The sequence below is a fragment of the Nonomuraea sp. NPDC049607 genome (assembly GCF_040675375.1).
In the GTDB taxonomy this organism is placed as follows: Bacteria; Actinomycetota; Actinomycetes; order Streptosporangiales; family Streptosporangiaceae; genus Nonomuraea.
In genome coordinates this window covers 103,957-117,742 of sequence record NZ_JBFAOV010000019.1, presented here as the reverse complement: position 1 = coordinate 117,742, position 13,786 = coordinate 103,957, and the positions used below count along the sequence as shown (strand labels likewise).

At 72.1% G+C, this 13,786-nt stretch carries 13 protein-coding genes; 8 read left to right on the top strand and 5 right to left on the bottom strand.

The features are described 5' to 3' along the window. Positions 1 to 34: 34 nt before the first annotated feature. On the top strand, positions 35 to 733 hold the full coding sequence (locus tag AB0J97_RS31725) for a hypothetical protein (RefSeq protein ID WP_364095410.1): 699 nt from the start codon (positions 35 to 37) through the stop codon (positions 731 to 733). Here AB0J97_RS31725 and AB0J97_RS31720 read toward each other — a convergent pair. Then, on the bottom strand, positions 726 to 1,343 hold the full coding sequence (locus tag AB0J97_RS31720; RefSeq protein WP_357696596.1) for a helix-turn-helix domain-containing protein: 618 nt from the start codon (positions 1,341 to 1,343) through the stop codon (positions 726 to 728). The two genes, AB0J97_RS31725 and AB0J97_RS31720, sit on opposite strands and share 8 nt — an antisense overlap. A gap of 34 nt (positions 1,344 to 1,377) precedes the next feature. Further along, positions 1,378 to 1,767 (bottom strand): hypothetical protein, encoded by a 390-nt coding sequence (locus AB0J97_RS31715; protein ID WP_357696594.1) that lies wholly within the window; start codon positions 1,765 to 1,767, stop codon positions 1,378 to 1,380. A gap of 136 nt (positions 1,768 to 1,903) precedes the next feature. Between AB0J97_RS31715 and AB0J97_RS31710 the strand changes: the two genes are divergently transcribed. Next, entirely contained in the window at positions 1,904 to 2,512 is a 609-nt protein-coding gene (locus AB0J97_RS31710) for a haloacid dehalogenase-like hydrolase (RefSeq protein ID WP_357696592.1), read from the top strand. A 90-nt stretch (positions 2,513 to 2,602) separates the two neighbouring features. Then, a complete protein-coding gene (locus AB0J97_RS31705) occupies positions 2,603 to 2,998 on the top strand; it encodes a cold-shock protein (RefSeq protein WP_357696590.1) in 396 nt (131 codons plus the stop codon). Here the strand turns inward: AB0J97_RS31705 and AB0J97_RS31700 are convergent. Next, positions 2,995 to 4,503 carry an MFS transporter gene (locus tag AB0J97_RS31700; RefSeq protein WP_364095403.1) on the bottom strand — a complete coding sequence of 503 codons (1,509 nt, stop codon included), beginning with the start codon at positions 4,501 to 4,503 and terminating at the stop codon, positions 2,995 to 2,997. The two genes, AB0J97_RS31705 and AB0J97_RS31700, sit on opposite strands and share 4 nt — an antisense overlap. 125 nt (positions 4,504 to 4,628) lie before the next feature. Here AB0J97_RS31700 and AB0J97_RS31695 point away from each other — a divergent pair, with 125 nt between their 5' ends. After that, entirely contained in the window at positions 4,629 to 5,429 is an 801-nt protein-coding gene (locus AB0J97_RS31695; protein ID WP_357696587.1) for a DUF3027 domain-containing protein, read from the top strand. Positions 5,430 to 5,516: 87 nt separating this feature from the next. Further along, a complete protein-coding gene (locus AB0J97_RS31690; RefSeq protein WP_364095397.1) occupies positions 5,517 to 8,549 on the top strand; it encodes a hypothetical protein in 3,033 nt (1,010 codons plus the stop codon). Positions 8,550 to 8,633: 84 nt separating this feature from the next. On the opposite strand, the gene AB0J97_RS31685 is transcribed toward AB0J97_RS31690, so the two are convergent. Both AB0J97_RS31685 and AB0J97_RS31680 read right to left on the bottom strand, forming a co-directional pair. Then, positions 8,634 to 10,082: an alpha/beta hydrolase gene (locus AB0J97_RS31685; protein ID WP_364095394.1), complete on the bottom strand. Its 1,449-nt coding sequence runs from the start codon at positions 10,080 to 10,082 to the stop codon at positions 8,634 to 8,636. A gap of 104 nt (positions 10,083 to 10,186) precedes the next feature. Next, positions 10,187 to 10,399 carry a DUF2530 domain-containing protein gene (locus tag AB0J97_RS31680; protein ID WP_364095392.1) on the bottom strand — a complete coding sequence of 71 codons (213 nt, stop codon included), beginning with the start codon at positions 10,397 to 10,399 and terminating at the stop codon, positions 10,187 to 10,189. Between the two features lie 154 nt (positions 10,400 to 10,553). Here AB0J97_RS31680 and AB0J97_RS31675 point away from each other — a divergent pair, with 154 nt between their 5' ends. From AB0J97_RS31675 to AB0J97_RS31665, 3 genes are all read left to right on the top strand, one after another. Further along, entirely contained in the window at positions 10,554 to 11,927 is a 1,374-nt protein-coding gene (locus AB0J97_RS31675; RefSeq protein WP_364095389.1) for an NCS2 family permease, read from the top strand. A 126-nt stretch (positions 11,928 to 12,053) separates the two neighbouring features. Next, on the top strand, positions 12,054 to 12,500 hold the full coding sequence (locus AB0J97_RS31670; RefSeq protein WP_357696577.1) for a MarR family transcriptional regulator: 447 nt from the start codon (positions 12,054 to 12,056) through the stop codon (positions 12,498 to 12,500). 56 nt (positions 12,501 to 12,556) lie between these two features. Beyond that, complete coding sequence (locus AB0J97_RS31665; RefSeq protein ID WP_364095385.1) at positions 12,557 to 13,765, top strand: MFS transporter; 1,209 nt, start codon at positions 12,557 to 12,559, stop codon at positions 13,763 to 13,765. The last annotated feature ends 21 nt before the right edge of the window (positions 13,766 to 13,786 follow it).

Below are 13,786 nucleotides of genomic sequence, written 5' to 3'. Positions count from 1 at the left end.
ATGTCCCCCCTGATCGGGGGCAGCATTGCCGGACGTGACAGAGCGTGCGGACCAAATGGTGCTGAACTACGTCAGCAAGGCGGCCGACGCCGCCCACGGCGTGCTCAGGCCCGACCAGCGGCTCGACTTCGCCCGGCGGCTGCGGGCCGACATCGAGGCGGAGCGCCGGGGGAGCCCGAACGCCCGGGACGTCGCGAAGGTGCTGGCACGCTTCGGCGACCCGGCGGCCCTGGCGGAACGCGAGGCCCACCGCCTGGCCCAACCACCAGCGGCCCCCGCCACCGGCTCACCGAGAACGCCTGCGGGCGCGCGGTCCACCCTGCGTCTCCCGGCCGTCACGGCCGCGACCGGCCCGGTGGCCGCCCGTGGAAGGGCCCTCAGGGAACGTCCGCGGGACGTCGCCGCCATCGTGATGCTGGTGCTGGCCGCGTCGCTGGTGCCGTTCGGGCTGCCGGCCGTGGCGATCTTCCAGGTTCCGGTGCTGGTCTGGGCGGCGGGGGCGGCGGCCGTGCTGTTCAGCGACACGTGGACGGTGGGCGACAAGCTGGCCGGTGCCGGGGCGCCGCTGTTCGGCTACACGGTCGGCGGCGTGCTCGTCGCCGGATTGCAGGTGGCCGAGCCGGGCCTGGAGGCGTTCGTCGCCCGGTTCTTCGAGGTCAGCGGGGTCATGTTCATGATCGGTACGGCCCTGGGCGCCGCCTGGCTGGGCTACCGGCTGCTCGACGTCAGCTGACCGGCGCGGGGCTGGGGAGCAGGCCGACGGCCAGGCGTACCCAGGCGGTGACGAACTGGTCCTTCTCCGCGTGGCCCGGCATCTCGCCCACGGTCTCCTGGAACAGCCGGTAGTGGACCACCGAGCCGCCGAGCACGGCCGCGATGCCCGTCCAGTCGACGTCGGTGTCGGCGTACTCGGGCTGGGCGCGGAACCAGGTGGTGATCGCGTCGAACATGGGCTGGAGCAGGCCCTCGCGGACCACCGCGACCAGCTCGGGGAACTGGCTCAGGTCGCGGAAGAACACCCGGGTCAGCTCGGACTCCTCCCGCACCTTGGCCAGGCCCGCCCGGCACAGCAGCGACAGGCGCTCCTCCAGGCCGGCGGCGGCCTCCATGGTGCTCAGCTCGGCCAGGCTCTCGGCGACCTGGCTCCTGGTGCGGGTGGCATGCTCGTTGATCGCGGCCGCGAGCACCTCGTACTTGGACTTGAAGTGCCTGTAGAGCCCTCCGGCGCCGGGGGAGAGCCCTGAGGCGGCCTCGATCTCGGCCACGGAGGTGGCGGAGTAGCCACGCTCGGCGAACAGCCGCAGGGCCTCGTCGATGATCCGCTCACGGGTCGATCTGGTCATGTCTGTGCAGATACCTCCGTAATGAGAGTAGTCGTTAGGCCGCCGCGCGCCTGACGAGGCCCGCGACCGCCGAACCGGCCATGAGCCACACCACCGCGGCCAGGCCGTCGTTGACGAACGTGGTCCAGCGCGGGTCGGCGAGCTGGAACAGGTCGGCCAGCCCCAGCGACACCCCCGAGGCCAGCGACTCGACGAGCTGGTACCAGGGGTTGGCCGGGTTGGCCCGGAACACCGTGAAGAGCGCGTGGAACACCAAGGAGAGCGCCGCCGCCCTGGACGCCAGCCGCACCACGTACGCCGCCATCGCCACGACCCGCTGCCAGACCGTCGCCGGCGTGCCGCGCGGCCGGGCGGGCCGATGGGGGCGGGGAGCGGCGGCGGCGAGCCGGTCCTCCGTGCCGGTCGTGCGGGGGGTCTCGGACACGGTCACTCCTCTCCGATAAGTAATTCCTTTCTGCCCATTCCCAGAGTCCCACAACGAGTCTCACAACGAGTCCTACAACAAGGGCCGTTACCGACGTCGATGCGGCGTTTGGCATCCTGCACGGGTGACTACCTCAGTGGGTTTCGACCTGGACATGACATTGGCCGACACGCGATCAGGCATCGCGGCTGTTTACGACGAGCTGTCAAGCCGTTTGGGTGTGCGCATCGACAGCGGGGAGATCGTCACCCGGCTGGGGCCGCCGCTTGAGTACGAGCTGGCCAACTGGATGCCCGCGGAGGCCATTCCCGCGGCCGCCGAGCTGTTCCGCGAGATCTATCCCGCGGTGGGCGTTCCGGTGCACACCGCGATGGCGGGCGCGTACGAGGCCATCGCCGCCGTACGGGCCCGCGGCGGCCGGGTGATCGTGGTGACGGGCAAGAACCCGCGCGACGCCGCCGGCACCGTCGAACTGCTCGGGCTGGCCGTGGACGAAGTGGTCGGATCGGTGTTCGGCGCAGCCAAGGGATCGGCACTCGCGCGCTTCGGCGCGGCGGCTTATGTTGGTGACCATGTCGCCGACATCGAGGCGGCACGCGCGGGCGGCGCCATGAGCGTCACCGTCGCGACGGGCCCTTACACAGTGGGAGAGCTGCGTGAGCACGGAGCCGATGTGGCGCTCGGCGACCTGACCGAATTCGCCGACTGGTTCGCCGGTTGGCGTGCCCGCGACGAACTACGGTAATTGCCCCGCATTTTCCCGGTCGCCTCCGCGCGCTTCGGGGCATAACCTACATCCATTCATCCTTTTCGACTGTTTGAACGAGGTCCTCCTGTGCCGAGTGGCAAGGTCAAGTGGTACGACGCCGACAAGGGTTTCGGCTTCCTCACCCGTGACGACGGCGGTGAGGTCTTCGTGCATTCCTCCGCGCTTCCCACAAACGCCGGCCCGCTCAAGCCAGGCCAGAAGGTGGAGTTCGGCGTGGCCGAGGGACGCCGGGGCCAGCAGGCGCTGTCGGTCAGGATCCTGGAGCAGCCGCCGACCCTGGCCAAGACGAAGCCCAAGACCAAGCGGAAGACGCCCGACGAGATGGTCGTCATCGTCGAAGACCTGATCAAACTGCTCGACGACGTCTCCACCTCCTACCAGCGCGGCAAGCACCCCGAGGCGGCGCACGCCAAGAAGATCGCCCAGGTGCTCAGGGCCGTCGCGGACGACCTCGACGCCTAACCGTTGGGGTTCGTCAGGGGTTTGGTGCGGTCGAGGGTCTCGGTCCGTTGCTGATCGGGGGCCTCGGCCCGCTGCCTGGCCAGCTTGGCGTCGGCCGCCCGCACCCGCCCGCGCCTGGTGACCAGCAGCCAGCCCAGCACGCCGGTCAGCACGACCGCCGGCGCGACGAACCCGGCCAGGGCGCTGCGGGCCAGCGACAGCACGAGCCCGAGCAGGCCGCCGAACACCCAGGCGAACTGCAGCACCGCCTCGACCACCCCGAAGGTGGACGAGCGCACCTCCTCGCCGATCTCCCGCTGCACGATCGCGTCGAGCGCGAGCTTGCCCAGCTCCTGCGCGAACGCGGTGACCAGCGAGACCGCCAGCGCCGTCCACAGGTCGAAGAAGACGGCCGTGGCGATCGTGGTCGCGGCCGTCACCGCCAGCGTGACCAGCACGATCACCTGGGGGGCGTGGTTGCGCGTCCAGTTGGCGACCGCGGCGCCGACCAGGCCGCCCAGCCCGGCGGCGAGGGCGAGCAGCGCGATCGTCTTCGGCACGTCGAAGAACGAGGTGGCCGCCGCCGGCCGGGCCAGCCACGGCACCGCCTGGTCCTGGACCAGGAAGAGCAGGAAGAACACCAGGAAGCCGGAGAAGACCCGCAGCGCCACGTTGGCCCAGACCGCCTCGGCCACCGCCGGGCCCACCTTGAGCAGGGTGCGCCAGCGCGGCGCCACGCCCTCCTCCTCCTGGTCGGGCGAGTCGACGTGTCGCGGCAGGCGTACGGCGGCGACGCCGAGCAGCAGGAACGCCGGCATGGCCACGCGCAGCACCACGGCGCTGCCCAGCCACGCGGTCAGGCCCGCGCCGACCGGCACCGCCACCCCGGCCGCCACCAGCGTGAACAGCGCCACCCGCGCGTTGGCCGAGACCAACGTGATGTCGGCGGGCAGCACGCTCGGCATGATCGCCGCCCTGGACACGTTGTACGCCTTCGACAACACCAGCACGCCCAGCGCGCCGATGAACAGCGTCGGCAGGTCGCCCGCCCCCACCGCGGCGGCCATGGCGAAGCAGAGCAGCCCCCGGCCGAACAGCGTGCCCGCCATCACGTAGCGGCGCCCCGACCTGAACCGGTCGAGGATCGGCCCCACGAACGGCGCCAGCAGCCCGAACGGCAACATCGTGATGACCAGGTAGAGCGCCACCGACCCGCGCGCCTCGCCGACCGGCACGCCGAAGAACACCGTGCTGGCCAGGGCGACGGTGACCAGCGCGTCGGCGGCGCTGTTGCCGGCCGACAGCTCGATCAGCCGCCCGAGCCCGGTACGGCCCGCGCCGCCCGCGTAGGTGAGCTTCCTGGTCGCCCTGCCGACCTGGTGGGCGCCCCTGGCCGTGGCGCGGCCGGCCCGGACGGTGCCGCTCGCGGTGGCCCGGCCCGCGCGCACGCCGACACGACCCGCGCCGCCGATGGCATGACCCACCCGCCGCGAGATCTCCCGAGCCTGCTCCCAGCCGCCCCCCACGTCTACCAGTCTTACCCGATTCACCCCTGTTCTCAGCCTCGGATCGGCGGTTGTGGGCCTGCCCGGTCCGGCCATGGGTGAGAATGAAGTGTGAGCGAACAGCACCTTCAGGCGGAGGCGGCCCGATGAGCCGCACCCGGGCCCGCGTCCCCGCTCCCGACCAGGCCTGTGTCGCCGCAGTCGATCTGGCGCGCGCCGCGGCGCAGGAGCTGGCGCACCCGGGCGAGGCCGGCGAGCACCTCGGCTTCGAGAGCGAGGGCGACCGGATCGTCACCCACTACTTCGCCTGCCTCGACCGGGCCTATCGCGGCTGGCGGTGGGCCGTCACGGTCACCCGTGCCTCGCGCGCGAAGAAGGTCACGGTCAGCGAGGCCGTGCTGCTGCCCGGCTCGGGCGCGCTGCTCGCCCCCGAGTGGCTGCCGTGGAGCGAGCGGCTGCGGCCGGGCGACCTGGGCGTCGGCGACCTGCTGCCGTCCCCGGAAGACGACGACAGGCTGGCGCCCGGTTTCACCGAGCTCGACGAAGATGCCGACCGCCAGATGGTTTTCGAGTACGGCCTGGGCCGAGCCCGTGTGCTCTCGGCCATCGGCAGGGACCGGGCTGCCAGACGCTGGCACGCGGGCGAGCACGGGCCGCACACTCCGATCGCACACGCCGCGCCCGCGCAGTGTTCCACCTGCGGGTTCTACTGGCTGCTCTCCGGTGAGCTGCGGCTGTCGTTCGGCGTCTGCACCAACGAGTACGCCCCCGACGACGGCAAGGTCGTCGCCGCCGACCACGGCTGCGGCGCCCACTCGGAGGCGGCCGTGCTGCCCCCGCCGGTCGAGCAGGCCAGCCCGATCCTCGACGACCTGGGTTACGACCTGATCGAGGAGGAAGAGGGCTCGGTGGACGAATCCGCCACCGAGGAGCTCGGCCACTCCTGACCGGGGCGCGAGCGCGGAACGGCGGTTTCGTCGGTCAGGGGGGCTAACCTACCCTGGCCCCCCTTCACTCGACCAGGATCGTGATCGATGACCGACACCTTTGGCACTGACCGGATGCGAGCCGCCGTCCTCTCCGCCTGGACGGCCTCGCCCGCCCGCTTCCGCGAGGACGCCAACGCCGAGGAGGACTTCGCGCTCGGCGGCTACCGCGACCGGCTGATCGTCGAACTCGCCCAGAACGCCGCCGACGCGGCGCTGCGCGCGGGGGTGCCAGGGGTGTTGCGGCTGACGTTGCGCGGCGACGTCCTGACGGCCGCCAACACCGGCGCCCCCCTCGACGCGACCGGCGTGGAGGGCCTGTCCACGCTGCGCGTGTCGGGCAAACGCGACGAGATCGGCGCGGCCGGCCGGTTCGGCGTGGGCTTCGCGGCCGTCGTCTCCGTCTGCGACGAGCCGGCCATCGGCTCGCGCGGCGGCGGCTCGGTGCGCTGGTCGCGGGCCGGCACGTCCGAGCTGGTCGCCGGCGTTCCCGTGCTGGCGGGGGAGCTGGCCGACCGGGCGGGCCACGTGCCGCTGCTCAGGCTGCCGTTCGACGCGCCGCCGATGGAGGTGCCCGACGGGTTCGACACGATCGTCCGGCTGCCGCTGCGCGACGCCGCGGCGGTCGACGCCGTCCGCGTGATGCTCGCCGAGACCAGCCCGGCGCTGCTGCTCGGCCTGCCCGCGCTGGAGGCCATCGAGATCGACCTCGACGGCGCCACCCGCACGGTCGTGGCCGACGGCTGGCACGTCGTGTCGGAGTCCGGCGAGTTCACCCCCGACGAGGTCGCCAGGCTGTTCGCCGACCGGCCGACCGAGGAGCGGGCGCGGCCCTTCTGGTCGCTGCGCTGGGCGGTGCCCGTCACCGGCACCGGCGAGCCCGGCCCGCTGCCCGCCGCCGTGCCGCCCGTCGTGCACGCCCCGACGCCCAGCGACGAGCCGATCGACCTGCCCGCGCTGCTGATCGCGTCCTTCCCCATGGCCACCGACCGGCGGCACGTCGCCAAGGGGCCGCTCACCGACTTCCTGGTCGAGCGGGTGGCCGACGCCTACGTCCGGCTGCTGGGCGAGTTGCCCCGCACGTCCAGGCTGCTCGACCTGGTGCCGTCCCTCATGGGCAAGGGCGAGCTCGACGCCCGCGTCCGGCGGGCCGTGCTCGAACGCCTGCCGTCCGCGCCGCTGCTGCCCGCGTTGTCGGCGCCCGCGCCCGCGGTCCAGACGCCGTCCTTCGCCGAGGCCGAGGTCTACGAGCCCGACGCCGAGTGGCGGGTCGAGCATCCGGCGCGCGAGCCCGAGGGCGACGGCTGGGTGGTCGCGGGCCGGGAGGCGGCCGTCGTGGCCGGCGCCACCGCCGAGCTGCTCGACACCGTGGCCGACTTCGTGCCGGGGCTGCTGCCCGCCGGGTGGCCCGCCAGGCATCCTGCCATGGTGGCCCTGGGCGTGCGCCGGGTGGAGCTGGCCGACGTGGTCGACCTGCTGTCCGGCGAGGCCGTGGAGGCGCGTGAGCCGTCCTGGTGGCGTTCCCTGTACGCGGTGCTGCCCGCCGACGACCCCGAGTCGCTGGGCGCGCTGCCGGTGCCGCTGACCGACGGCCGCGTGGTGCGCGGCCCGCGCGGCACGCTCATCCTGACCGACGGCGGGGCCGACCTGGACCTCACCCCGCTCGGGCTGCGCATCGTGCATCCGGAGGCGGCCCATCCGGCGCTGCTCAGGCTGGGCGCGGCCGAGGCGACCCCGCGTACCGTGCTGGAAGACCCGCTGACCAAGGCCGCCGTCGCGCAGTCGCTCGACAGCTCCGACCCCGAGCCGGTCGCGCGGGCCGTGTTGTCGCTGGTGGCGGCGTCCGGGCTGGTTCCCGGCGAGGCGCCGTGGCTGGCCGAGCTGGCGCTGCGCGGGGCCGACGGCGAGCTCTACCCGGCCGGTGAGCTGATGCTCGCCGACGGGGCGCTGGCCGGGCTGCTCGCCGCCGACACCCATCTCGGCGTGGCCGCGCCCGAGCTGGAGGAGACCTACGGGCCGCGGGTGCTGGCGGCGGCGGGCGTGCTCGACGGGTTCGCCGTCGCGCACGACTCCGACGTGCTGCTCGACCACGACGACTGCGACCACGACCTCGACGGCGAGGCCGACTGGCTCGACCACGTGCTCGACCTGCTGCCCGACCTCGCGGTGCCGCCGGTGGTGGCCGAGTTCGCGGCGGTGCGCGACCTTGAGCTGGTGGCCGACTGGGAGGCCGCGCTCCCGCTGCTGACCCGGCCGCCGCTGCGGGCCGCGCTGCACCCGCTGCGGGTCGAGGGCGTGGAGGTGCCCTCCTACACCGCGTGGTGGCTGGCCCACCGTCCCGTGCTCGGCGGCCGGAAGCCGCTTGAGCTGCGGCTGCCCGGCGCCGACCCGCTCCTGCAGGGCCTCTACGCCGACGCCCCGGCCGGGCTCGACGAAGCGGCGCTGTCGATGCTCGGCGTGCGCACCACGCTCACCGACCTGCTGGCCGCCCACGGCGGGCCGGAAGAACTGCTGGAGCTGATGGCCGACCCGGCGATCGAGGTCGACCGGGCCCAGCTGCGGGCGTTGTGGATCGCGCTGGCCGCCGTCGACCCGGCCCGGGTCGAGCCGCCCGCGCGGGTGCGCGCGGTGCTCGGCGGCGACATCGTGGTGGCCGCCGCCGAGGACGCGGTGGTGGTCGAGGCCCCCGACCTGCTGCAGCTCGTCACCGACCGGCCGCTGGTGCTGGCCTCCTACGACCTGGCCGAGGCGCTGTCGGAGCTGCTCGACCTGCCGCTGGCCGGTGAGCTGGCCACCGGCGAGGTGACCTCGCAGGGCGAGGTGCGCGACGTGCCGCCGCAGGTGCGCTCCCTGCTGCCGACGGCGCCCGAGACGTACGTGGAGCACGAGAAGCTGCTGGTCGACGGGGTCGCCTGCACGTGGCGGTTCTTCGAGGGCGCGGTCCACTGCACCGGCGTCGACGGGCTGGCCCGCGGGCTGGCCTGGGCCACGGGCCAGTGGAACGACCGGCTGGCCGTGGCCGCGATGTTGCGCGACCCGGAGGCGGTGCCGCTGCTGCTGGCCGAGGCCGACCTGTCCTGAGACCGGCGGGCCGCCTCCCCGTCGCGGAGGCGGCCCGCCGCTGTCAGACCGTGCGGGCGGTCCCGGCCGCGGGCATCTTCCCGTTCAGGCTGCGCAGGTGGTGCCCGCCGCGGGCACCTTCCCGGTCAGCAGGTATGTGTCCACCGTGCGCGTCACGCACCTGTCGCCGCTGAGGTAGGCGCCGTGCCCCTCGCCCTCGTACGTCATGAGCACGCCGGTCCTGAGCTTGGCGTTGAGCGCGGTGGCCCACTCGTACGGCGTGGCCGGGTCGCCCTTGCCGCCGATGACCACGATGGGCGCCGAGCCGGTGGCGTCGATGCGCTTGGCCGCGTCGTCGCCGGGCGTGGGCCAGTGGCCGCAGGCGGTGGCGGCGCCGTCCGCCGCCAGGATGGGGAAGATCTTCTTGATCCGGTCGTCGCCCCGGGCCATGTCGGCGGCGCTCGGGCGTTCGGTGGTGTCGGCGCAGGTGATGGCCTGCAGGCTGGTCATCATGGTGGAGTAGGTGCCGTCGGGGCGCCGTCCGGTGTAGGCGTCGGCCAGGGCGAGCAGGGTGGCGCCGTCGCCCCTGATCCCGGCCGCGGCGGCCTGCTCCAGCACCGGCCAGGCGGCCTTGGCGTACAGCGGGGTGATGACGGCGAGCTGGGCCAGGCCGTAGGTGAGCTGCCGGTCGCCGACCTTGAGCGGCCTGGTCCTGAGGCCGTCGAGCAGCCTCTCGACGGCGCTCTTGACGGCGGCCGGGTCCTGGCCGAGGTCGCAGGTCTGCGCCACGCAGTCCTTCGCGAACGCCTCGAAGGCGCGGGCGAAGCCGGTGGCCTGGGTGACGGCGCGCTCCTCGAACGTGACCGTGGGGTCGAAGGCGCCGTCGAGGACGAAGCGGCCGACGTTCGCGGGGAAGCGGGTGGCGTAGACGGCGCCGAGGTGGGTGCCGTAGGAGAAGCCGAAGTAGTTGAGCCGCCGGTCGCCGAGGGCGGCCCTGATGCGGTCGAGGTCTTCGGCGGCGTCCACGGTGCCCACGTGGGGCAGGATCTGGCCGGAGTCCTTCTCGCAGGCCGCGGCGAACTTCTTCGACGTCGCGTCGCCGTCGGCGCCGGTGGGCGCGGCGAGGAGGGCGTCGAGTTCGCCGCCGCACTTGACGCCGGCGCTGCGATCGACGCCGCGGGGGTCGAAGCTGACGAGGTCGTAGCGGCCGCCCAGGCTGCCGAACGCCTTCGCGACCTGGGCCAGCGTGTCGACGCCGGACGCCCCGGGCCCGCCGAAGTTGAAGACCAGCGAGCCGAGGGGCTCGCCGGTGGCCTTCACCCGGATCAACGCCAGGTCGATCTTCTGGCCGTCGGGATCGCCGTAGTCGAGGGGCACCCGCACGGCCCCGCACTGGACGGACGCGTCGGCGGGCAGCGGCTTGCCGTCGGGCCCGGTCAGCCCGGCGCACGGGCTCCAGGCGACGGCGCTCCCGGCGGGACCGGGCTGCTTCGCGGGCCCACCCGTGGTGCCGCAGCCCGCGAGAACGGCGGCTCCCACGAGCAGTGCCGACATCGCCTTCTTCATGCCGGCCGGCCTGCGGACACGGCATCGGTCCAGGTGGTGGGGAGAGACATGGGTTCCTGACGACTTCGAGGATGTGCGGAGGACGACGAACGTCACCCCCGGCGCGGACGGCTGACGAACCACATGCCGAAGAGGCCGAACCCGACCCCGGTGACGCAGGTCCAGATCCACCACGTGTTCTCGGGCGCCGGGCGGAAGATCAGCAGGACGATCAGCGCGACGGCCCACAGGGCGGTGCCGACCCCGACGGCGGCCGTGTCGTTGGTCTTGATCGGCTCGGGATCGGGGTGCCACTGCTGCTTCACGTGTCCAGCCTAGCTTCCAATCGGGTCTCGATCCGATTGCGGACACTTTTCCCAGTTCACCACTACTGTCACTCTTCGGCGCGTGAGTGACATGCGTAATGCAATAGACCGTTTCTTCGCAATCTCTGAACGAGGCTCGACGATCTCCCGTGAGGTGCGCGGCGGCCTGGCCACGTTCTTCACGATGGCCTACATCGTGGTGCTGAACCCGATCATCCTCGCCTACGGCAAGGACATCGAAGGCCAGGTCATCGGCGACGGCACGACCCCGCAGGTGCCGCTGGTCGCCGCGGGTACGGCGTTCGTGGCCGGCGTGCTGACGATCATCATGGGCGTGGTCGGCCGGGTGCCGTTCGCGATGGCCGCCGGGCTCGGGCTGAACGCGTTCGTGACCTTCAACATCGCCACGATGATGACCTGGGAGGAGGCCATGGGCCTGGTCTTCCTCGAAGGCGTCATCATCGCGATCCTGGTGCTGACCGGCCTGCGGACGGCGGTGTTCCGCGCCATCCCGGCCCAGCTCAAGACCGCCATCAGCGTCGGCATCGGCCTGTTCATCGCGCTGATCGGCTTCGTGGACGCCGGTTTCGTGCGCAAGGCCGCCGGCACGCCGCTGGAGCTGGGCATCGGCGGCCAGCTCACGTCCTGGCCGGTCCTGGTGTTCATCGTCGGCCTGCTGGCCACGGCGGCCATGGTGGCGCGGAAGGTCAAGGGCGCGATCCTGATCGGCATCGTCGTCTCGACCGTGCTGGCGGTCGTCGTCCAGGTGCTGACCAAGCTGGAGCGGGCCACGCCGGAGAGCCCCGGCGGCTGGCAGCTCAACGTTCCCGCCATCCCCGAGGCCGGCGAGATCTTCGGCTTCCACAACCCGCTGACGCTGTTCACGGAGTTCGACCCGATCGGCGCCTTCAGCCGGATCTCCGTGCTGCTGGCCGTGCTGTTCGTGTTCACCCTGCTCATCACGGACTTCTTCGACACGATGGGCACGATCGTCGGCGTCGGCCGCCAGGCGGGCCTGGTCCAGGCCGACGGCACGCTGCCGCGCACCAAGGAGATCCTGCTCGTCGACTCGATCGCCGCGGCGGCGGGCGGCGCCGGCTCGGTCTCGTCGAACACCACCTACATCGAGTCGGCCGCCGGCGTCGGGGAGGGCGCGCGGACCGGTCTGGCCAGCGTGGTCACCGGCGTGCTGTTCCTGGTGGCCATCTTCTTCGCGCCGCTGGTCGCCGTCGTGCCCTACGAGGCCGCCACGCCCGCGCTGGTCGTCGTCGGCTTCCTCATGATGACCGCCATCCGCGACATCGACTGGGACGACTACGAGATCGCCATCCCGGCCTTCCTCACCATCGTGGTCATGCCGTTCACCTACTCCATCTCGAACGGCATCGGCGCCGGCTTCATCAGCTACGTGCTGGTCAAGGTCGTACGGGGCAAGGCGCGCGAGGTGCACCCGCTGCTGTGGGGCGTCACCGCGCTGTTCGTGCTCTACTTCGCCATCGGCCCGATCCGGGCCGCGATCGGGATCTGACCTCGACATTCTCGGAGCCGCCCCGCGCATGCGGGGCGGCTTCGGGGTATCAAGGGGTGAGACGAATCTGACCTAGGGAAATATCTTGCCTTCGCATATAGTTAGCAAAGGTAATGAGACGTGCTAATGAACAACCAGCCCAAGATGGACCTGCGCAGCGACGCGGGCCTGGCCTCAGCCCTGCGCGTGTCGATGGCAAGGCTGACCAGGCGACTCCGGCGTCAGGCGGCGGCGCACTCGCTGACGCCCACCCAGTTCGCGACGCTCGCCGCCGTGGAACGGCATTCCGGGATAACCCCCGGCGAATTGGCCGAGCTAGAGAAGGTGCAACCGCCCTCGATGACGCGCGTGATCGCCGCGCTAGAGGAACGCGGCCTGGTCGCACGCACCCCGCACCCGACCGACCGGCGTCAGGTGACCGTGACCGTGACCGAGGCCGCCCAGACGTTGCTGAAGGAGGAACGCCGCCGCAAGGAGGCGTGGCTGACACAGCGGCTGAAGGAGCTCTCGCCGGAGGAGCGGTCGATCCTGCGGCAGGCGGCGCCGATCCTGGAGAAGCTCAGCAAGATATAGAACCCGAGCAACCCAAGACCGGGATGTTCCGGTCGCTCAAGGTTCGCAACTATCGCATGTTCGCGGCAGGTGGCGCCGTCTCCAACGTCGGCACCTGGCTGCAGCGCACCGCCCAGGACTGGCTGGTGCTCGACCTGACCAAGGGCCCGCACGGCGCGGGAGGCAGCGCGGCGGCCCTCGGCCTGGCGACCGCGCTGCAGTTCCTGCCGATGTTGCTGTTCGGGCTCTTCGGCGGCGTGCTCGCCGACCGCTACCCCAAGCGGCCCATCCTCATCGCCGCCCAGTCGATGATGGCGGTGCTCGCGCTCACCATCGGCGTGCTGACCATGACCGGCACCGCGCAGGTCTGGCACGTGTTCGTGATGGCTTTCCTGCTCGGCATGATCTCCTGTGTCGAGGTGCCGACCAGGCAGGCGTTCGTGGTCGAGATGGTCGGACGGCAGGACCTGCCCAACGCCATCGCCCTGAACAGCTCCATCTTCAACCTCGCCCGCGTGGTCGGCCCGGCGCTGGCCGGCATCCTGATCTCCTTGCTGGGCGGCACGGGACCGATCTTCCTGATCAACGCGCTCACCTTCGGCGCGGTGATCTCCAGTCTGATCTTCATGCGCAGCTCCGAGCTCAACCTGTCCGAGCCGGTGCCGAGGGCCAAGGGCCAGCTCCGGGAGGGGCTGCGGTACGTCCTGGGGCGCCAGGAACTGCTCATGCCGATCCTGCTGATCGCCTTCGTGTCGATGTTCTCGCAGTCGTTCTCGATGTCGATAGCGCTGATGGCCCGCGAGGTGTTCGGCGCGGGGGCGTCGTCGTTCGGGCTGGCCTCCAGCATGTTCGCGGTGGGCGCGCTGGGCGGCGCGCTGCTGGCGGCGCGGCGGGCCAGGCTCTCGCGCAAGGTGCTCTTCTCCGGGGCGATCGGGTTCGGGCTGTTCCAGGTGCTGACCGGGCTGGCCCCCTTCTACCCGGTCTATCTGCTGCTACTCATCCCGACCGGCATCGCGTTGATCACCATCAACACGGCCGCGAACGCCAGCGTGCAGATCGCCACGTCCCCTGAGATGCGGGGCCGCGTCATGGGCATCTACATGCTCGTCTTCACCGGTGGCGCGCCCGTCGGGGCGCCGCTGATCGGGTGGCTGTCGGAGCTGGGCGGGCCGCGTGCGGGGGTGCTGCTGTCGGGCGTGCTCGTCCTGGTGGGCACCGGGCTCGCGGTGCTGGTGACCAAGCTGATCGGCAACCGGATGGCCAGACCGGCGCTGGCGATGGCGTGAGCCGTCCCGGGCCGGGGACAA